This is a genomic window from Kitasatospora sp. NPDC088742, from assembly GCF_055584905.1.
The window spans coordinates 18,197-39,057 of the sequence record NZ_JBVJLD010000044.1; the positions used below are offsets into that span (position 1 = coordinate 18,197).

Annotated in this window: 11 protein-coding genes; 3 read left to right on the forward strand and 8 right to left on the reverse strand. The window is 69.9% G+C overall.

The annotated features are described in order from the left end of the window. Window positions 1-151 precede the first annotated feature (151 nt). Together ACZ6ZR_RS28625 and ACZ6ZR_RS28630 are read right to left on the reverse strand one after the other, a co-directional pair. Window positions 152-988 (reverse strand): patatin-like phospholipase family protein, encoded by an 837-nt coding sequence (locus ACZ6ZR_RS28625; RefSeq protein ID WP_465647116.1) that lies wholly within the window; start codon window positions 986-988, stop codon window positions 152-154. A 55-nt stretch (window positions 989-1,043) separates the two neighbouring features. Continuing rightward, window positions 1,044-1,979: a serine/threonine dehydratase gene (locus tag ACZ6ZR_RS28630; RefSeq protein WP_465647118.1), complete on the reverse strand. Its 936-nt coding sequence runs from the start codon at window positions 1,977-1,979 to the stop codon at window positions 1,044-1,046. 149 nt (window positions 1,980-2,128) lie between these two features. On the opposite strand from ACZ6ZR_RS28630, the gene ACZ6ZR_RS28635 reads away from it, so the two are divergent. Then, window positions 2,129-3,079, forward strand: coding sequence for an SMP-30/gluconolactonase/LRE family protein (locus ACZ6ZR_RS28635; RefSeq protein ID WP_465647119.1), 951 nt, complete (start codon window positions 2,129-2,131; stop codon window positions 3,077-3,079). 27 nt (window positions 3,080-3,106) lie between these two features. Here the strand turns inward: ACZ6ZR_RS28635 and ACZ6ZR_RS28640 are convergent, their stop codons facing one another. The 5 genes from ACZ6ZR_RS28640 to ACZ6ZR_RS28660 form a co-directional block, all read right to left on the reverse strand. Beyond that, window positions 3,107-4,141, reverse strand: a complete 1,035-nt coding sequence (locus ACZ6ZR_RS28640) for a WD40 repeat domain-containing protein (RefSeq protein ID WP_465647198.1) — start codon at window positions 4,139-4,141, stop codon at window positions 3,107-3,109. A gap of 40 nt (window positions 4,142-4,181) precedes the next feature. Continuing rightward, window positions 4,182-4,874 (reverse strand): pyridoxine/pyridoxamine 5'-phosphate oxidase, encoded by a 693-nt coding sequence (locus ACZ6ZR_RS28645; RefSeq protein ID WP_465647121.1) that lies wholly within the window; start codon window positions 4,872-4,874, stop codon window positions 4,182-4,184. A gap of 109 nt (window positions 4,875-4,983) precedes the next feature. After that, complete coding sequence (locus ACZ6ZR_RS28650; protein ID WP_465647123.1) at window positions 4,984-5,403, reverse strand: VOC family protein; 420 nt, start codon at window positions 5,401-5,403, stop codon at window positions 4,984-4,986. Window positions 5,404-5,471: 68 nt separating this feature from the next. Further along, on the reverse strand, window positions 5,472-5,924 hold the full coding sequence (locus ACZ6ZR_RS28655; RefSeq protein ID WP_465647125.1) for a hypothetical protein: 453 nt from the start codon (window positions 5,922-5,924) through the stop codon (window positions 5,472-5,474). Window positions 5,925-6,107: 183 nt separating this feature from the next. Next, window positions 6,108-10,892 carry a LamG-like jellyroll fold domain-containing protein gene (locus tag ACZ6ZR_RS28660; protein ID WP_465647127.1) on the reverse strand — a complete coding sequence of 1,595 codons (4,785 nt, stop codon included), beginning with the start codon at window positions 10,890-10,892 and terminating at the stop codon, window positions 6,108-6,110. Window positions 10,893-11,403: 511 nt separating this feature from the next. On the opposite strand from ACZ6ZR_RS28660, the gene ACZ6ZR_RS28665 reads away from it, so the two are divergent. Then, window positions 11,404-18,261 carry an RHS repeat-associated core domain-containing protein gene (locus tag ACZ6ZR_RS28665; RefSeq protein WP_465647129.1) on the forward strand — a complete coding sequence of 2,286 codons (6,858 nt, stop codon included), beginning with the start codon at window positions 11,404-11,406 and terminating at the stop codon, window positions 18,259-18,261. A gap of 74 nt (window positions 18,262-18,335) precedes the next feature. Here the strand turns inward: ACZ6ZR_RS28665 and ACZ6ZR_RS28670 are convergent, their stop codons facing one another. Then, window positions 18,336-18,839 (reverse strand): SMI1/KNR4 family protein, encoded by a 504-nt coding sequence (locus tag ACZ6ZR_RS28670; RefSeq protein WP_465647131.1) that lies wholly within the window; start codon window positions 18,837-18,839, stop codon window positions 18,336-18,338. A 683-nt stretch (window positions 18,840-19,522) separates the two neighbouring features. Between ACZ6ZR_RS28670 and ACZ6ZR_RS28675 the strand changes: the two genes are divergently transcribed. Further along, on the forward strand, window positions 19,523-20,857 hold the full coding sequence (locus ACZ6ZR_RS28675) for a tetratricopeptide repeat protein (protein WP_465647133.1): 1,335 nt from the start codon (window positions 19,523-19,525) through the stop codon (window positions 20,855-20,857). Window positions 20,858-20,861: the final 4 nt, after the last annotated feature.

Genomic DNA, 20,861 nt, shown 5'->3' on the forward strand with positions numbered 1-20,861 from the left:
GATCACGTGGCATCTGCCACATGCTGCCCCGCCCCGGGCCGCTCCGGTGGAACTCCCCCGGGTCTCCGTCAGGTCCCCACCCGTTGGCCACGCCGTTCTGAGCAGCCTCTGAGCATCGCCGCTCCAGGCGCCCGGACCGGCCGCGACCGGCTCACTCAGCCGGCCCCCAGACTGCGCGGAGCCGCTCGCCGAGCCCGGCCGCCTGGTCGAGACCCGCCCGGAAGGCCGGCCCCCAGACCCTCACGTCGCCGAGGTCCGGGCCGAACGCGCGCACCGAGGCGGCGTCCGGGGCGACGGTCACCACCGCCTCCGCGCCCACCTCCTCCAACTGCCCCTCCAGCACCTCCCGGGGAGACAGGTGCGCCATCGGCTCCACCACCACCAGCAGCCGCGCACCGGCGGCCAGGTCCGCGTTGGTCCCGGCCCGGAGCGCACCGTCCATGTACCGGCGGCCGTCGACCTCCGGGGGCGGCGCCGTCCCCGGGAACGAGCTGCTGGCCGCCACGGCGTGCACCAGCGGGACGCCGCTGCCGCGCTCCCACACCACCGGCTCGCCCGTCCCCGCCTCCACGGCGGTGACCACCAGCCGCTCCGGCCACTCCGACGCACCGATCAACGCGGCCCGCCCGGCCAGCAACGCCGCCTCGGCCCCGGCGTCCACTCCCTCCAGGGCGAGCTGCCCGACCCGCCGCCTGGCCTCCGCCGGCTCCAGGGTCCGGTCCCCCAGCACCGCGAACGCCCGCCCGATCCGCGCCGGGTCCACCGGCACCCGGTGCGCCTCCGAACGGACCGGAGCCGCCAGCCGCCCCGGGTCCTGCCCGGTGGCCAGCACCGCCCCGACGATCGCCCCGGCCGAGGTGCCGACGATCAGGTCAGCGGCGGCCAGGTCCACTCCCGACTCCAGCAGGCCGTGGAGCAGCCCGGCCGTCCAGGCCGTACCGACGGGACCTCCGGGGCCCAGGACGAGCGCTCGGTCTAGCGTGTGCACGAATGATCTCCCCATGTTGTCGGACCAGTCGTACCACAACCGTCCTGACACCGCGTCAACTCAACCCGGCCGGGTCGGTGTTCGCCCCGCAGAGCACCACGCAGACCCGCTCCCCCTCCGCCGCCCGGTACGCGCCGTGCCGCACGGCCGCCGACGCCGTGGCCGCCGCGTGCTCCACCACCAGGCGGTGCTCCTCCCACAGCGCGCGCCGCGCCTCGACGATCGCCGCCTCCGGCACCAGCACCGACTCCACGCCCGCACCGCCGCGCACGGCCACCGCCAGTGCCGCCGCCGAGACCCGCCGCGCGCCCAGCGAGTCCGCCGCCACCGAGTCCACGGCCACGTCCACCACCCGCCCGGCCTCGATCGCCGCGTTCAGCGCCCGGCAGTCCTGGGGCTCCACCGCGACCGTCCGGATCCCGTGCTCGGCCGCCGCGGTGGCCACCCCGGCGAACAGGCCGCCGCCGCCCACCGCGACCACCACCGTGTCCACACCGGGCAGCCCGGCCCGGATCTCCGCCAGCAAGGTCCCCGCCCCGGCCGCGATCAGCGGGTGGTCGTAGGCGTGCGAGGCCAGCGCCCCGCTGCGCTCCGCGTACTCCTGACAGGCCGCCAGCGCCTCGGCGTACTCCCGCCCGGCCAGCCGCACCTCGGCGCCGTAACCGCGCAGCCTCGCTACCTTCACCTCCGGCGCGTTCACCGGCAGGAAGACCGTGGCCGCCACGCCCTGCTGCCCGGCCGCCCAGGCGCAGGCCAGTCCGGCGTTCCCGCCGGAGGCGATGGTGACCCCCGCCGCCGGCAGCGTGCCCGCCTCCCGATGCGCCCGCAGGAAGTTCTGCGCGCCCCGGGCCTTGAAGCTCCCGGTGTGCTGGAGCTGCTCCAGCGCGAACCACAGCCCCTCCCGCCCGCCCGGCACCACCGCCACCGGCCGCACCGCCCCGGCGATCCGCTCGCCGGCTGCCTCGACGTCCTGGTACCTGAGTCCGGTCACCGTGCTGCTCCTGTCGTCCGCGGGGTCCTCGGACCCGTACCGTACGCCGCGCCCCCACCCGCCTGACCAGTGGGTTTCGGGCAGGGACGAAAGGAGGGGTGCCCAACACCCCTACGGCGCCACTGTGGTGGCCGAAGGAGGTCCAACTCATGACCCTCACCCGCACGTTGACCCTGCTCGGCACCACCCTCGGGCTGGCCCTGGCCCCGCTCGGCCAGGCCGTCGCCGCGCCGTGCCCCCGCCCCTCCAGCTACCTCGTCTCCCGCGACCCGGGCGTCCTGCCGGAGGGCATCGCGATCGACCGCGACGGCACGGTGTACGTCTCCTCCTCGGCCACCGGCCGCCTCTACCGGGGCCAGGTCGCCGTCCCCTGGCTGCGGCCCTTCGCCGCCCAGGGCGTCGCCGACCGCACCCGCACCCTCGGCGTGCACACCGACCGGCGCGGCCGGGTCTTCTCGGTCGGCGGCGCGACCCTCGCCGTGCACGCCCCGGACGGCCGCCTGCTCTCCCGCCTCACCGCCCCGGACGGCCCGCTCGGCGCCCCCGACCTCAACGACCTGGTGATCACCCCGGACGCGGTCTACGTCACCGACTGGGCCAACCCCTTCGTTCTGCGCGCCGCCCTCGACCGCGACGGCCGCCCCGGCCCGCTGCTCCCCTGGCTGGACCTGCGCCCGAGCCTGCCCGGCTTCCCCGCGCGGTACTGGCTGCTCAACGGCATCGTCGCCACCCCGGACGGCGCCACCCTGCTGGTCGCCTCCAACGGCACCGAGGCAGTCTGGCGGGTCGACACCGCGACCTCCGCCGTCTCCCGCCTGGACCTCGGCGACCAGTCCTTCGGCCCCGACGGCATGGTCCTGTCCGGCCACACCCTCTACGCCGTCCTCAACTACGGCGCCCCGTCCGGCGTCTACGTCGCCGAGCTCGACCCCGGCCTCCGCAGCGGCACCGTCACCCACCGCCTGACCGGCGCGCCCTTCGACTCCCCCACCACCCTGGCCCGCCACGACTGCCGCCTCTACGTGGTCAACAGCCAGCTCGACCACTCCCCGGGCACCCCGCCCTACACCGTCTCGGCCGTCCCCGACCCGCTCTGCTGACGGCCCCTCAACTCGGCGGCCGGGCCGTCAGGGCTTCGCGCGGCCCTTGCGCCACAGCAGCAGCGCCACCCCGGCGGCCACCGCCAGCAGCAGCGCGCCCAGGTGGTTGGGGCCGTCCGTCGGCTGGGCCGCCGGGGCGGGGGCGGCTCCCGGGACGCCCGGGGTGGCCGGGCTCGGCGTCGGGGTCTGCTGGGGGGTCGGGGCGGCGTCCGCCAGCGGGACCCGCCACACCTCGGAGTCCTTGCCCTCGGTGCCGAAGAGCAGTGCCGAGCCGTCCGCCGTGAAGGTGACCGACTCGCCCTGCCGTTGGAACGGCACCGAGAGGGACTTCTCCGCGCCCAGGGTGCCGTTCTTCCAGTCGTAGAGCTTCGCCCAGAAGTAGCCGCGCAGGACCACCCGGCGGCCGTCCGGCGAGAACGCGCCGTCCGTCACCCACGGCACCTCACCGACCGGCCGGAAGACGTTGATCCCGGTGCTGCTGAGGCTCTCCGGCCCCTCGTAGAGACGACCGTCCTTCTGGTCCTTGCTCGCGATGTAGACCCGCCCGGTCACGGGGTGCACCAGCAGCGCCTCCGCGTCGCGCGGCCCGTCCTCGTACCGCACCCGGTACTTGGTGACCTGGACGGTCTGGTCGCGCAGCTGCTCGGGCTCCTCGAAGCGGTAGAGCCAGACCTCGGGCCACTTCCCGTGGAAGTTGTCCCCGATGTCGGCCAGGTAGAGCTGGTGGTCCGGCCCGAGCGCGATCGCCTCCACGTCCCGCGGCTTGACGCCGCGCAGGGTGAGCGTCGCCACCGTGCGGCCGGTGGCGGCCTCGACCCCGTAGACGTACGGGCCGTCGTCGCTGTCGTTGTGGGTCCAGTAGACGCCGGGGTGGCGCTGACTGGCCGTCAGGCCGCTGGACTCGGTGATCCGCTCGTCCCGGACGGTGAACTCGCGCCGCGAGCCCTCGGCGGCCGCCGCGGGCGCCGCGACCGGCCCGGCCACCAGCAGGGCAGCCAGCACCGCCGCGACCGGTCGGCCCACCGACCGGCCCCGGATCCGCCACCACCGCCGGCCGTCCACGCTCACCACCCCGTGATCATCGCACGGCCCCGGCCCGCCGTCAGGGCCAGAGCAGCGAGCGCCGCCACCCGTCCCGGCCCCGGCAGTAGGCCAGCCGCACGTGGCGGCGCCCCGCGTCCCCCTGCCAGAACTCGACCGTGTCCGGCCGCAGCAGATACCGCGTCAGCCCCGGGACCGGCCCGTCCGGATCGGCGTTGGCGAGCACCAGCGCCCGCTCCCAGAGCGGCCCGAACTCCTCCGGCGAGCGCAGGTTCTCGCTCTGCCGCCCGACCAGCGCGGCGGCGTGCGCCGCCGGGCTGATGCTGCGCTCCGCCCGGGGCGCGTCCTGCTGGTCGACGGCCGTCACCGGCCCGCGCAGCCGCACCTGCCGCCCCAGCGGCGGCCAGTACGAGGTCATCGCCGCCCAGGGCGTGGCGGCCAGCTGACGGCCCTTCGGGCTGCGCCGGTCCGCGACGAAGCTCCACGTCCCCGTCTCCGGCTCGATGTCCCGCAGCCCCACCACCCGGGCGTCCGGCCGCCCGTCCGCGTCCACCGTCGACACGGTCACCAGCTGGGCGTCCGGCACCCCCCGCGTCATCGCGTCGAGCAGCCAGGCCACGTGCAGCTCGGCCGGGTCCTCCGGCGCGGCCGCCGCGTCGAAGCCCGGCAGCTCGCGGGCCATCGGCGGCCGGCTCCGCAGCAGCTCCCGCAGCTGGGCCAGCCCGTCCTGCCCGTGCACAACGTCCCCGCTCATTCGGCCTCCTGACGCCACGTCCCCCACGGCCGACGGGTCTCCCCGCCGGCCGACGATCATTCTGCCGTGCCCTGCCCGCTCCGCCTCGGCCGACAGCCCGGCCGGGAGGTCAGAGCACCAGGTCGTCGTGCTCGTCGAAGATCCAGCCGTCCTCGTACAGCACCTCGAAGAGGTGGCCGTCGGCGTCGGTGAAGTAGCCGCTGTGGCCCCAGGCGTTCGGGCCCGCCGGGCGGGTGACGGTGGCGCCGAGCTCCTCGGCCTTCGCCATCACCTCGTACACCTCGTCCGCGCTCCGGGCCACGTACGCCAGCGCGAAGCCGGCGAAGCCGCCCGGCCCGCGGTCGGGAAGCTTCGCGTCGGCCGCGAAGGCCTCCCGGGACTGGAACGCCACCGCGACCCCGCCGAGTTCGAACAGCGCGAACTCCTCCGAGCCCGCCTTGGACCGCTGCCAGCCCAACTCCTGGTAGAACGCCACCGAGGCGGCCACGTCCCGCACGCCGAGCAGGATCAGGTTGAGTCGTTGCCGCATGCCGTCGTCCTCCAGTGGTACCGGTACCTGCCCGGCCATCCTGCCAGCCCCCACCGACAAGTCCCGGATCAGTCGAAGACCTCCAGGTGCAGTACGCCCGCCCACTCCTCCGTCACCAGCAGCAGGGAGCGCCACCCGATCTGGCCCACCCGCATGTTCAGGACGTCGCCGCAGCGGCGGACCGGCCCCAGGTGGGCCTCGATCAGGTCGGCGATGCCGTCAGCGAGTTCACCGGTGCGGCGGAGCTCGTCGGGGGTGCGCAGGCCGGGGTCCCCGTACCGGACGGCGGGCTGCATGAACCCCCTCAGCACCGCCCGCCGAAAGGCCTCCCGCCACTCCCCCGGCGTCTCCAGCCACCTCACCAGCCCCATCTCCAGACCGAGCTGACCGTCCGTCATCCCACCCACGGGGAACACGGCGGACAGCTCCACGGAGGAGACGTGGTTGCAGTCGTCCAGCAGCTCCTCCAGCGGCTCGGCCGCGGCCAGCACCGCCTCCGGGGCGTCGAGCGGGTTCAGCATGGGTGTCCGTCCTCCGTGCTTGTGGTTCCTGGGCTTGGGGCCGGGCGCGGGGGGGGGCCCGCCCCGCCCGGGGGTCGCCGGGGGGCCGCCCCCCCCGGGGGGGGTGGCGGGGGTTGTGCGGGGTTGGGGGGCCTGGGGGGTGGGGGTGGGGGGGCTGGGGGCGGGGCTCGCCCGACGGTACTGCTACGTGAGGGTCCAGCGCTGGGCGTCGGTGCCGTTGCAGCCGTACAGCTGCAACTGGGTTCCGGAAGTGCCGTTCGCGTTGGGGAGGTCGACGCAGAGCCCGGAGGCGGTCCCGTTCGGGGTGAACCTCAGGCTGTGGTCGGCGCCCACGGTGAACCCCTGCGGCCCGGTGCCGTTGCAGTCCCAGAGCATCAGCGGGGTGCCGGCCGTACCGGCGCTCGCGTCCAGGCACTTGCCCACGAGGTGGACGGCGCCGTCGCCGATGAGGGAGAGCTGCTGGGCCGGTGTGCCGTTGCAGTCCCAGATCTGGATCTTGGTCCAGTTGGCGGTGGCGCCCGCGTTGTCGTCCAGGCACTTGTTGGCGGCGGTGTTGACCAGCGCCTGCTTGGGCACGTTGTAGAGCCCGGCGATCTGCTGGGTGGTCAGCTGGTAGGGGTAGCTGCGGACGTCGGAGACCTTGCCGTTGAGCTGGTTGACGATCTTGTTGTGGTCGTTGTTGAAGTAGCAGCCGCCGATGGTGAACTCACGGTTGGCCACCCACGGCGTGGTCATGGTCGTGGAGCCCACCTGAGTGCCGTTCAGGTAGAAGGCGAGCACCCCGGCCTCGGCCGAGTAGGTGGCGGCGATGTGGGTCCAGGCACCGGTGTAGCCGGTCGCCTGGCCCGAGTCGACCCCGTACCAGGTGGGGGTGGTGGAGTCCTGGCTGGTGGCCGTCACGCCCCAGGACCGCGAGGCCTCGCGGTAGAGCAGGCTGACCGACGGGACGTTGTCACCCTGCTGGCAGATCACGCTCTGGTTCCCGGTGGTGCTGTTGAGCTTCACCCACGCGGAGACGGTGTAGCTGGTGCTGCTCACCACGCCCGGAGCCGCGTGCTGGTAGGTGCCGCTGCCCCACAACGGCGTGGCACCGTCGTAGACGACCAGGTTGCGGTCGTTCTGCAGCTTGAGCACCGAACCGCCGTGGCCGTAGGTGCCGGTGGCCCAGAGCGGGGTGTTGGCGGTGTCACGGACGAGGAAGTTGCCGTCCGGCTGCATGACGGCGGTGGCACCGCCGTGGCCCCAGGTCTGCGAGGACCACAGGGGCCGGCCGGAGTTCTTCGCCGCGATCACCAGGTTTCCGTCGACCTGCATGGTCAACGTGGTGTTCTCCGAGGCGACTTGCTGACCCGAGGCGAGCACGCCGCCGGAGGGCAGCGTGAACGGCACACCGCCGCCCCGCGGCAGGCTGGTCAGCACGCCGTTCCCGCCGAACTCGACGGAGCCCAGCTCGGGGGTGTTGCCGGGGTGGTCGGCGCCGAAGGTGACGCCGCTGCCCAGGACCGTCATCGGGTTGGCGCCGAGGGTGTCCTTGCCGTCGACGGTCACGGCCCCGGTCTGCCGGTCCTTGACGCCGAACGGCCACTGCCCCGGCGGGGCGGAGATGTTCCCGGTGCCGTACTGCTGGATGTCCCAGTTGTACCCGGTGGGGTTGCCGCTGCCGTCCAGGTAGGGCGTGCCGAACCAGGTCGTCAGCTTCGAGGGGCCCGGGTTGTTCTTGTCGGTGGCCCAGAGCGCGGAGCCGTGGTTGCCGCGGCCGCTCAGGTCACCGTCCGACTGCATGGTCGCGACGTCGTACTTGTTCGCGTCGACCCAGCCGATCGCGACGGGCGCGCTGACGGCCGTCACCACCGGGTATGCCGCGGTCGGGACGGGCGGGAGGGTGCCCGGGATCGTCGAGGTGTCCGAGCCCACGGTCAGCGTGTAGCCGCTGAGGTAGCCGGCGGCGTCGACGCTCCACAGCCCGGGGTTGCCCTTGCCCGTCCAGTCGCCGGGGGACATCAGGTGCTGGCCGGACCAGCCGGCCCCGCCGAGCTTGACCGGCGCGGCGAAGGTGTTGGTGCCGGCCGACGGGTAGAACCAGAGGGCGGTGGTGTTGTCGCTGCCCTTCTCCCTGGTCACCAGGCCGGTGGTGTTCCTGAACTTGCGGTTCGGGTCCAGGTCGGTGGTGCTGATGTCGCCGAGGGCGGCGATCTGCTCGACCCTGGACCAGTCGCCGAGGCTCCCGGAGCCGGTGCTGCCGCCGTAGTAGGTGGAACAGTCCTTGGTCACCTGGGTGATCTGGCAGGCCGGCTTGGCCAGACTGACCTTGGGGGCGAAGTGGCCGACGACGCCGTCGGCGGTGGTGCCGTTCGGGTAGACGTACAGGTTGGCCGAACCGTCGAGGTGTGCCAGGACGTCGTCCGCGTTGGTGCCGCCGCGGGTCGAGCCGCGGTGGGTGAGCTGGCCGACGCCGGCCCAGGAGACGCCGTTCGGGCTGTCGGGCCCGTAGGACAGCACCGAGGTGGACGGGCTGGTCGCGGTCGCGTTGCCCGGCACGTTGTGGGCGTGCAAGTTGCCGTCGGCGCCCGCGGCCACCATGTCGGGGGCGCCGTCACCGGTGACGTCGCCGAAGACCGGCGGCGGGCCGTTGGGGTTCCACGGGGCGTAGAACGCGTACTGGGCCTTCGGCGAGACGTTCCGCGCGTTGTCCATCACCTCGACGTAGACGATGTTGGTGCCCCAGTGCCCCGGGGTGACGGACAGCTTGTAGTTGTCCGCCCCCTCGGTGGGCGGCAGGTTGGAGCCGCACTGCCACTGGGCCCCGTTCAGCTGCGGGTCGAAGCCCCACCGCAGGCAGCCCACACCGGAACTGACCAGGCCGTTGCCCGGCGCGTCGTCGACGGCGTTGACGACGATGTAGCCGGTCTGGCCGGCGAACAGCTGGGTGGTCTGGCCGTTGCCCGAGGGCGGGAACTCGTGCGCGAGGTCGGCGACGCTCGTGTGGACCGCCGAGACCCTCGGGGTGGTCTGGTCGACCGCGAAGATGCACTGCGGGCCGAAGCCGGACCACGAGGAGCCGGACAGCAGGTCGGTGGTCTGCTGGTGGTAGGCGTAGACGTGGCCGTCGTGGATGTACCCGCCCGGGACGGTGTAGGTGGCCCGCTGGTTGTTGGGGGTCCACGGTGACATGCCGTCACCCGGGGGCGCGGCGTAGTTGTTGTTGTAGTCCCACATCAGGGTGCGGGTCTGCAGCTGGTCCTGGTTGGCCGGGCTGCGGACGGTGGAGCTGACGGAAACCGCGCCAGGGGCGTCGCTGCCGGCGCCGATCCAGCTCCAGGCACCCCAGCCGGCGCCGCAGCCCTGGTTGTCGCCACTGCTCACGCTGGACGGGACCGGGTGCAGCTGCGGGTCGTTCGGAGCCTCCGGCACGCGGTCGTAGGTCACCGAGAGCACCGCACCGTAGTCGAAGCGCTTGAACGCGATTGCCTGGTTCTCGTTGCTCGCACGCAAGCCGATGGTGATCGTGCTGTTGGAGCTGATGCCCTGCGCGAATGCCGATCCCAGGTTCCAGTACGGGACCTGGACGTTGCCGTAGCAGCCGCTGCGCCCGGCACCGGGCACGGAGGTGGTGTCCAGCCGGCCGCCGAAGGGCTGGGGCTGGTTGTCCCAGTTGGTGCCGGCACCGATCGCGCCGTTCACCCAGAACACGTCGACGCCGTAGGCGGCGGCGCAGTTCCAGTTGGCCGAGATGTACTCCTGGACGTCGATCCGCGCGGAGTTGATGATCGCGCCCTGCAGGGCGCTGGTGTCGAACTGGTAGAAGGCCCGGTAGAGGCTGGAGGGGCTGCACCCGTCGCCGTTGGGGTAACTGTTGTCGCAGTACCCGACGCCCAGGTGGTCCCGGTCCTTGGGGCCGTTGACGTTGTAGTGCCCTTCGGTCCGGTACGCGGACTGCACGAAGGTGTTGCCGTTGCTGTAGACGTTGTGCGGGATCCAGTTCGGGTCCACGTAGACCGGGAACTTGGCGGTGGCCAGCAGGTTCTGATCCGGCACCAGGTCGATGCCGTCCGCGGTGGCGATGACCGGCATCCTGGCGACCTTGGCCTGGCTCCCCGGGCCTCCGGCCGAACTCCGCGCGCGGTCCTGGGACTTGCTGTCGCGTACGGCCTCGTCCTGGGCCGCCGCCGCTCCGGCCGCCCGCGACTTCGGAGCCCCCGTCGTGGCAGCCGGGGCGGCGCTGTCCCACATGGTGGGGGCCGGAGCGGTCCAGCGGGGGCCGTCGGCGGCGTCAGCGCTGAGGTTGTTGTGGGCGTCCGCCTTCACGGTGACGCCGTCCGCCTTGGTGGCGAAGCGCAGCTTCTTCAGTGCCGGATTGGCCGCCGCCGCAGGGGTCTTGACGACCACGACGGTGCTGATGCTGCCGTCCCGGCCGACGGTGACCCGCAGGTCGGTCTCGGGCAGGACCGCCGGGTAGAGCAGGCTGTCACCCTCCACCGTCGGAGCGGGCAGCGCGAACGGCGAGCCTATCGCCAGCTTCTTGCCGTCGGGCGAAGTCAGCGTCGCCAGCGGCCCGTTGCCACCCTGCGAGAGCACCACGCCGGAGGGGGTCCGAGTCGGCGCGAAGCCCCCGCCCGGGGCGGCCTTGAGCGTCGGGTCCAGCGGCTGCCAACTGCCACCCGACTTCATCCGCTGCTGGTCCGGGTGGCTGGTCAGCTGGAGGTGACCGTCCGGCGTCGCGAAGGTCTCGCTGAACTCCGTGCTCAACGCCTCGATCAGGACGTTCTTCCCGCCCGCCTTCGCCTGTGCGAACTGCGTAGCGTAACGGCCGGGCGGGCTCTGGTCCTTGGCGTGCGCGGCGTCCACCGCCGCGGCCTGCGCGGCCGTGGGCAGCGGCGTCCAGCTCGCGCCGTCACCCGCCACGGCGGCCGCGCCGCCCTGGACGACCAGCGCGCTGGCCAGCAGGCCGACGACGCCGGCCGCCGCCACCCACCGAGACGCCGCCTTCGGTCGTCTGCGTCGGCTAATGGCCGACGGTGAATCGTGCATGAATCTTTCCCTCCGGACGGTCACGTGACTGCGAGCACTCGAGGCGCACAGCACGCGCACAAACTGAGGCATTGGAGGGGCCTTTGGCAAAGCAGTTACCGTGCACATTCGGAACATTCGTCACAGTCCAGACCGTGAAATGAATCACAGTCAGATGATCTTCACGTCAGTTCGCAACGCCGGTAGCCGGAGCACTAGGGTCAGCGGGATTCAGAGCGGTAGGTGTGCGTCCGTTTCGCATGACGCTCTGTCAGAGCTAGGAGGTTCAGTGGAATTTCGGACTTTTGGCCCACCGCCAGGCAGGCCACGCAAACCGCTACGAACGACGGCGGTGGGCGCCGGCGTCCTCGGCCTGCTGGCCGCGATGATCGCGACACCCGCATTCGCCGTGGCGGGAGTGGACAGCAAGAAGCTCTGGGAACCGGGAACCCCCCTCCCGAAGACGCCTTCCGTGAGCGGGACCAACCGTGCGGTGCTGGCGGCGGAGAAGCCCTCGCTCCCGGCCGGTCAGGTCTGGTCGCCCGCGAACGCCAGGAAGGTCCGGCCGGGCAAGGCCGACGTCAAGCTTCCCCCCGTCGTGGCGGCGGACTTGACGGCTCCTCAGCGCCAGGCCGCCGGTTCGGCGGAGGCGAAGCCCGCGGCCGGTCCGCAGGTGCAGGCCGGTTCGCTGCCGGTCTGGCTCAGCGCGGTGGCCCCGGCCGCCTCCGCGGCCTCGGCGCGTGAGGCGGCCGCCCCGGAGGCCGCACCGGCCGCGGGTGGCTCGGTGCAGGTGTCGACGGCCGACCCGAAGGCGGCCGCGGCGGCGGGTGTGCCGGGTGGTGCGCTCACCGTGTCCGGTGACGGTGCCAAGCCCGGCTCGACGCTGCAGGTCAGCCTGGACCTCGACCAGTTGAGCACGATCGGTGGCAACCTCGCCGGGCGCGCGAGCCTGGTGGCGATACCCTCCTGCGCGCTGACCACCCCGCAGAAGGCGGAGTGCCAGCAGCGCACCCCGGTTCCCTCGCGCTACGACACCTCCGCCAAGCGCCTCGTCGCGGACGTGACGGTGCCGCAGGCCGCTGCCGCTGCCGCGCCGATGACCCTCGGTGTGGCCTCCGAGTCCTCCGGCGGCGCGGGCACCTACAGCGCCACCTCACTCGACCCGAGCGCGAGTTGGGTGGCGGGCGGCTCCTCCGGTGCCTTCACCTATGGCTACCCGATCAACGTGCCGTCGTCCCTGGGCGGCTCCGCTCCGTCGCTCTCCCTCTCGTACGACTCCTCGTCGGTGGACGGCAAGACCTCCTCCACCAATGCCCAGGCGTCCTGGGTGGGCGGCGACGGCTGGGACTTCGGGACCGGGTTCGTCGAGCGCACCTTCCTGCCCTGCACGAGGGCCGGGCTGTCCAACTCCGGTGACCAGTGCTGGGGCGGGGCCAACCTCACGCTCTCCCTGGCCGGCCACTCCGGCGAGCTCGTCCCCGACTCCGCCAGCTGCAGCAACACGAGCGCCAACCTCGAGCAGTCGAACTGCGCCTGGCACCTCAAGGGCGACGACGGGACCAGGATCGAGTACCTGACCGGGGCCAGCAACGGCACCTGGAACGGCGGCTACCTCAAGGTCAGCGTCGCCGACGGGACCGTCTACTACTTCGGCGCGAGCCACCTGCCCGGTGCGGACGGCAAGGCGAGCAGCGTCGGTCCGGACGCCAAGTCGGCGTGGACGGTACCGGTGTACTCCCCGAAGTCGGGCGACCCGTGCTACAACTCTTCGACCGGGCAGCAGTCCTGGTGCCAGATGGCGTGGCGCTGGAACCTGGACGCGGTCGTGGACGTGCACGGCAACCTGACCACCTACAAGTACGACACCGAGACCAACTGGTACAAGCGCGGTACGAACTACCCGGGTTCGGGGATGTCCTCCTACACGCGTGCGGGCGTCCTGACGGAGATCGCCTACGGCCAGCTCCTGTCCGACCAGCTCGGCGCGAACGGCTCCTATCAGAGCGCGGCCAAGGTCGTGTTCACCAGCGGCGAGCGCTGCGTAACCTCCACCGCCGCGTGTGACCCCGCCCAGCGCACCGCCGCGAACGCCGGTAACTGGCCGGACGTGCCGATGGACCAGCAGTGCGACCAGTCCACGGCGAACTGCGCGAACATCTCGCCCAGCTTCTGGACCACCAAGTGGCTCAACACCATCGCCACACAGGTGCGTTCCGGCGGCTCGTACCGCACCGTGGACAGCCACCAGCTGAACCACGTGTTCCTGAACATGCAGAACCAGAGCGAGAACACCCAGGTCCCCTGGCTCGCCTCGATCCAGCGCACCGCCACCAACGGCCAGACCCAGGTGGTCATGCCACCGGTGTCCTTCACTCACATGGCCTTCGCCAACCGCGTGGTCGGCCTCGGCCCGGTACGCCCGGACTACTACCGCCCCCGCCTGACGGTCGTCACCACCGAGACCGGCGGCACCATCGGCGTCAACTACAAGACCGCCGACTGCGTCCGCAACACCGACGGCACCGTGCCCGTCCAGGCGGACAACGACACCAAGAACTGCTACAGCGTCAAGTGGTACCAGCCGAACAAGCCGCAGGGCACCGCGCCGGTCGACGACTGGTTCCAGCGCTACCCGGTGGAGACCGTCACCGTCGACCCCAAACTGGCGGCTGGCAACAAGCCGCAGGTCACCACCTACACCTACGGCAACGCCGCCTACCACCGCAACGACTCCGAGCTCACCGACCCGCAGACCCGCACCTGGGACCAATTCCGCGGCTACGCCTGGGTCCAGACCGTGGCCGGCACCGACAACGACACCAGCGCCAAGACCCAGAGCAAGACCACCTACTTCCAGGGAATGAACGGCGACACCACCTCCAGCGGGACCCGGACGGCCACCACCGCCGGTGACCGCAGCGGCCCCGTCACCGACGACGACTGGCTCGCCGGAAAGGTCTTGGAGAGTGACACCTACAGCGGTGCCAGCGGCTCACTCGTCGGCTACACCGTGACCAGCAGCACCAACCCGGTCACCACCGCAACCCGCACCCGAACCGGTCTGCCGGACCTGGTGGCCCGCTACAGCTCGACCACGAGCACTAGTACCACCAAGGGCTTGAAGGCGGACGGTAATTGGCAGAGCACCGGTACCGTCAAGACCACCGACCCGGCACGTGCCAACCGGCTCCTGACCTCGCTCAGCACCGCGGACGGCACGGCCGACGTCTGTTCCCGGCCAAGCTACGCCTCCGGCAGCAACCCGGTGATGACCAACCTGGTCGCCCAGACCCTGGTGATCTCCGGGCCGAACGCCTGTACCGCGACCCCGACCGCCGCCAACACGGTCTCGGGCAGCCGCACCCTCTTCGACGGCCAGCCCTACGGGACCGCCGGGGCCAAGGGCATCGCCTCCGCCTCGCAGGTTCTCGACCGCTACGACGGCGGTGCGAACGCCCAGTTCACCACAGCGTCCATGACCACCGTCGACGCCTACGGCCGGGTGACCTCAACCACCGACCCGAGGACCACCGACTCCGCTCACCCTGGCGGCGTGACCATCACGACGTCCTACACTTCGACGAATGCGGGTGAGCTGCCGAGCAGCATGACGGTGACCTCACCGGCTCCGGCCGGGGCCCCGGACGCAGCCACTGGCCGGACCTCCACCACCATCCTGGACATCGGCCGCGGCCTCGAACTCGCCACAACGGACATGAACGGCCGGGTCACGACCAAGGCCTACGACGCACTGGGCCGGCTCACGGCCGTCTGGCCAGCCGGACGCAGCACCTCGGACAAGGCGTCAGCGACGTTCAGCTACGCCGTCAACGGAACCACCGGCGCGTCCTCGTTCACCAGCAACACGCTGCACTACGACAACAACGCCTACAGCACCTCGATCACGATCGTGGACGGCCTCGGCCGCACGATCCAGACCCAGAGCACCCCGGCGTTCGCCGGGTACAACGGCCGGATCGTCACCGACACCTTCTACGACGCGCAAGGGCACGTCTTCCGCTCCAACCCCGCCTACTACAACGAGACCTCCGCACCCAGCACGACCTGGTTCGACGCCGGCATGACCCATGTCCCGTCCTCGACCCTGACCACCTACGACGGCCAAGGCCGGGCGGTCAGCAGCGAGTTCCGGGCCTACGACGTCCGCCAGAACACCACCACCACCCAGTACCCCGGCGTCGACCGCGTCAGCGTCACCCCGCCCACCGGCGGCACCCCGACCAGCACGGTCACCGACGCGCGCGGCCGCACCGCCCAGCTGTGGCAGTACCGAACCCCGGCCGCGACCGGCAACCCCGGCGACGCGGACGTGAGCACCTACACCTACACGCCGGCGGACAAGCCCGCGACCCGGGTCGACGCCGCCGGCAACACCTGGTCCTACACCTACGACCTGTTGGGCCGTCAGACCAGCGCCGACGACCCCGACTCCGGACACAGCACGCAGTCCTACGACAACGCCGGCCGACTGGCCGGCAGCACCGACGGGCGCGGCCAGGCCCTGACCTACGCCTACGACCTGCTGGGTCGTCGCACGGCCTCCTACGAGGGTTCCACCGTGACCCCGGCCATGCAGCTGACCGCCCACACCTACGACACCGTCGCCGGTGGCAAGGGCCAGCCCGCGAGCTCCACCCGGTACGTGGGCGGCGCGAGCGGTGCGGCCTACACCAAGGCCGTGACGTCCTACGACGCCGCCTACCGTCCCACCGGTAGCACCACCACGATCCCCGGTGGTGACGTCGGCACCACCGGCCCGTACTCCTACAGCGAGCAGGCCGGCTACCACCCGATCACCGGTGCGCCGCAGTGGAACACCCGTGGTGCGCTGGGTGGTCTGGCGTACGAGGTGCTGCAGTACAGCTACGACTCGCGTGGTCTGATGGTCAGTTACGGCCAGCAGTACGACCAGCAGTGGATGTACGACCAGGCCACCGGCTACGACGCCTACGGGCGGGCGATCCGCACCACGGCCAACCCGTGGGGCACCCAGGTCGTGGTGACCAACACCTACGACGAACCGACGGGCCGTCAGGTCTCCCAGTTCGTCGACAAGCAGACCGCCGGGACCGGCGCGGTCCAGCAGACCGCGTACGCCTACAACCAGGCCGGCCGGATCACCGCGATCACCGGCATCCCCAACAACACCCCGGCCAACACCGACCGGCAGTGCTTCACCTACGACTACCTCGGACGCTTGACCAACGCCTGGACCGACACCGGCACCGTCACCATGGCCCCCCAACCCTCCGTCGGAGCCATCGGCAACTGCACCAACGCGAACCCGACCAGCGGAGCCCAGGCCCCCAAGCTGACCACCGTCGGCGGCCCGAACGCCTACTGGCAGTCCTACGCCTACGACAAGGCCGGCAACCGCACTCAGGTCGTCCAGCACGACACCCTCGGCAACACCGTTGCGGATCTGACCACCAACCAGACCTTCCCGACCCCGGGGACCCTCAACACCGGTACCGGAACGGGTGGTCCGCACGCGCTGACCTCGGCGCAGAACACCAGCAACAACATCCCCTCACCCGTCGGGGCCAACCAGTACGACGCCGCCGGTAACACCACGAAGCTCGTTGATCCCGCCGCGACGCGGAACCTCAACGGCGGCTGGACCCTGCGCTCCGGGCAGAGCATCACCTCCAACTCCACCCGCCTGACCATGCAGGCCGACGGCAACCTCGTCCTCACCTCCCTGCGTACCGGCGCGGTGACCTGGTCGAGCCAGACCTGGAACCACCCGGGTGCGTGGGCGACCATGCAGGCCGACGGCAACTTCGTCGTCTACGACACCAACAACACCGGCCTGTGGTCCTCCAACACCTGGGGCAACAACGGCGCCTACCTCGCCCTCCAGGACGACGCCAACCTCGTCCTCTACAAGAACGCCAACGCCCCCAACCAGAACCCCCTCTGGTCCTCCGGCACCTGGAACGGCATCGACGCCGGCAACACCACGGTGATCACCTGGAACGCAGAGGGCAAGCCCGCCACCACCACCCGCGGCGGCGTCACCACGACCTACACCTACGACGCCGACGGCAACCTCATCCAACGCAGCACCCCCACCCAGAACACCATCGTCCTGGGCGCCAACGGCGACGAGCTGGTCTACGACAAGAACGCCAAGACCCTCACCGGCACCCGCTACTACACGATGCCCGGCGGCCTGAGCGCGGTGCGCACCGCAAGCTCGCTCAACTACCGCGTCTCCGACCACCACGGCACCCAGACGCTCGCACTCGACGCCAACAACCTGGCCGAGACTCGCAACCCCGTCGACCCGTTCGGCAATCCCCGCACCACCAACACCGGCACCAACAACCTCACTGGCACCAAGGGCTTCGTCGGCGGCACCAAGGACAACAACACCAGCCTCACCAACCTCGGCGCCCGCCAGTACCAACCCACCACCGGACGCTTCATCAGCCCCGACCCCATCATCGACCCCACCGACCCCCAACAGTGGAACCCCTACGCCTACAGCAACAACAACCCCGTCAATCAGAGTGACCCTAGTGGACTGAAGACCGAAGTGGCGGACTCTGGCGGAGGTTGTGGTGACGGTGATTCCGGGGCCGCCTGCAGGAAATGGGCAGAGACCGAGGAGAAGAAGGCGACGTACAAACCGGCCGTCATCGGTCGGGACCGGGACTTCTTCGCAGGACTTGGAACTGCAATAGTTGGCCCGTTCGACCTCGTGCACAGTTTTATTCATGCGGGCCAACCGAAATCTCAAAAAAGCCCTGGCCCTATGCAGGATTACCTCAGGTGGGCACAGAGCCATGGCGTCGACTTCGAATCCGTAAACTTCAAGAGCGGTTCCTTCTTGCCGGCTACCATCGATATTCCGACGCGACTGCCCAATCCCAATTCAGCCAATGCGGCCAGGACGCTCGCAGACAGCGCTACCGCAGGACTGTACACAAGGTCCGCTCGCCCTGGGGCAGCAGAGGCAATCCAGCTGAGGAGCGGAGAAATTATAGCCAGCACAAGTAGAGGGACTGCCGATATGCCGACCCTCAATCCTCGAATCCAGAGGTCTTTGGACCGAATCCAAATCGGCGATCGATCCAAATACCACGGCGGCTGCGGGCTCATCATCTGCCTCAATACTGCCATGAACGCCGGCCTTGACCCACAGGGAGCGAATGCATCATCGTTCCTTATCGGAAAGACGGCACTTCACAATGGTCATGGCACCCCGGTCGGCCCGTGCGACAGTTGCGGGCATGTAGTGAATGATTTTGACATCACCTTCCTGACACAGCATCCCGAAAAGCTGGGAACACCGAATCCCTAACGAGGCACTGCCTTAGTCCAGAGGCGGATTGGGTGACCAGGTTCCAATTCCTGCCCACCCAATCCGCCTCTGATTCATCTGCGGATTCCCAGTCTCATCTCCAGATTGCCGATCCAAGTGGCGAAGTCCGGGCCAGGGCACAAGGTCCCGTCCAGCGAGGTCCTGTCCTCCCAGACCTGACCAGCGGCCTCACCGGTGACGATCAGCAAAGCGCTCACCTGTGGACCCAGGAGTGAGATCTCCATGGATCCAGCAGTCATGAAATGATCTTCGTCACCTTTATCTGCCAAGCGGAAATTTTCCTCATTGTACGAGAACGGAGTAGACAGGAAGCCCGGATAGGCCGCTTCATGGGAGGCGGTATAGGATGATTCAAGCGGAATGAGGCCGCCGTAATAAAGTGGACTCCGGAATCCATTCCCCACCGTCGTAATGTACAGCCTGTACGACTCGGGGAGAATTACGCCAAATCGCTCCTCGAATCTTCTGACACTTCTCTCCCGTGCCACCGGCCTCATGCCATTGACAGCCCGCTCCCTGCCAAGCCTTCCCATTTTTGACCTCAGGTTATTCCACATTCCTCTCCTTCAATTTTCATCAACTTCCGATTTGGCGACATACATGCTAGCATCCCCCAAGGGGATCTGGCGCCGAAATTTAGGCCCACAGTCGAGCAGGGCAGATTGACGCGGAAAGTGGAAACATGGAACCACATGGCCGGCATTATGATCGGCAGCTGATAGCAGATGGAGAGGTGGCTGTTTCGCGCCTAGCGTTGGATTCGGGGGATCTCCCTCATGCAGCAAAGCACTTGGGTATCGCGATGGCAGCGGCCCCGGATCTACCCGATGTCCACGAAGCTCTCGCCGAGTTCTCTGCCAGCGCCGGAGGTCCGGCCTCGGCCGCGGCATACTTCTTGACCGAGGATAACCATTCCCCAGGAACCGCAGCTTGCCGAGCACACTTGCAGGCGGCAGCCGGCAACTGGGGTATGGCCCTCGAGGCACTTGCCACAGCAATGGAGGCCCAACCATCTGTCCCGTGGGCGGAGGCCGTGTGGCTTACCCGCGAGGACCTGGCTGCGTCGATCGCCCCGGACGTGGCCGCTCACGCGATCACCCGAGCCACAGCAAATCTCCGGGAGCCCCTGCCAGAAGCAATCCGGGCCGCTCTTGTCCCGCTCCGTCGGTTCGTTTCGGTAATGGTGGATAAGAACCCCTCCCACTCGCTCCTCCTAGCCCTCGCGTCGACGCTTTCCCGCATGCTTGGTGACACAGAGCGCGCCGTCGACCAGGCCCGACGGGCGTACCTGAACACGCCAGCTCGAGTCGAAGCTCTGATGCTCGGCCGAGCGCTGCGCGCTGCCGGGCAAGCGAACGAGGCGTTGCAACTCTGGGAGGCGACCCTCGCTCAGGAGCCCTTGGACGCTCACATCGCCATCGAGACCGCCGAGTTGTACGCCCGTGCCGGACACCCCGGTGCCGGACTTCCCTGGGTTGAGCGCGTACTCCGTCAGGCACCAGACCATCCAACGGCCACTCCGTTGCTGTACGGCCTACGCCACCAGGTCGATGGTGGCGTCAACCATCTGCTTGCCCTCGCCGACTATTCCCGCACGCATCCTGACAACGTGCTGGCCAATGAGTTGCTGACCCGCCTCAGCCATCAGAAGCCATGGTTCGGGATCGTGCACCCAGCAGCGGATCCGTCTGTCGATCTCCTGCACCAACTGCTGGCGAAGCAAAGCCACGAACTGACCGAAGGCTTCGTCGTCAGGATGTCGGAACCCGAGCCACCCAGCGCACTGCTCGCCCTACGACTCGCGTTCCCGGGCGTGTCCGCCATCTACCGCGAGCTCCGGGAACCGGATCCGCGCCTGCCACTGGGTACGGTCGGCGTCCGAATCTGGCGCTACGACGGACTTCATCCAGTCCCCGCCGTCGCTGCCCCTTCATCGCAGGGCGCCGAGCTTGTCCGGCAGACCTCCAGCATCGCTTGGGACCATGTGCCTGCTGCTTACGATCAGGCGGCCCAGTTGGCGACCCTTCCTCTAGACGACCTGCTCGGTGTACTCGCCCACCCACCTGCGCCTCGCGAGGACGAGTTGGGCCAGGCACTGCTGGCACACCAGCCCGAACTGTGGGTGCGCGCTGTCCAGGTCGCTGCCTGCCTCGGCATCGCCCACCACAGCAGCGATCAAGCTTGGCCCGATTCCGAGCGCCGCCGAGTCCTGTTCGATCTCTTTCTCGGATCTGAAGACTGGGTAGTGGAAGCCGCCGGCTTCGCGCTGGTCGCGCTCGCATGGACCCATCCGGAGCTTCGCGACGAGATCGGGCAACAGCTGCACACACGCCTGATCTCGATCGCGTCCACGTATCAGCAGCGTGACGTGACCATTCTCGGCTCGCTCTGCACCTTGATACTCGCCTGCCCATGGCTCGATCAACAATCCCTTGCATTGGCCGACGAGCTCATCAACCGACGTCGAGCTGACCTGGCGGCCCACGCCGCCGAACAGGACGAGCAGGAGACTCCAAGGGCTTCGAGTCGACCCGGACTACTGACACGGATGTTCAGGCGGAGCCAAGAGGGCTAACGAC

Coding starts and splice junctions, on each gene's coding strand:
- ACZ6ZR_RS28645 (WP_465647121.1), bottom strand. CDS start 4,874: ATGAGCGGGGACGTTGTGCACGGGCAGGACGGGCTGGCCCAGCTGCGG.
- ACZ6ZR_RS28650 (WP_465647123.1), bottom strand. CDS start 5,403: ATGCGGCAACGACTCAACCTGATCCTGCTCGGCGTGCGGGACGTGGCC.
- ACZ6ZR_RS28670 (WP_465647131.1), bottom strand. CDS start 18,839: ATGTGGAATAACCTGAGGTCAAAAATGGGAAGGCTTGGCAGGGAGCGG.
- ACZ6ZR_RS28655 (WP_465647125.1), bottom strand. CDS start 5,924: ATGCTGAACCCGCTCGACGCCCCGGAGGCGGTGCTGGCCGCGGCCGAG.
- ACZ6ZR_RS28675 (WP_465647133.1), top strand. CDS start 19,523: ATGCTTGGTGACACAGAGCGCGCCGTCGACCAGGCCCGACGGGCGTAC.
- ACZ6ZR_RS28635 (WP_465647119.1), top strand. CDS start 2,129: ATGACCCTCACCCGCACGTTGACCCTGCTCGGCACCACCCTCGGGCTG.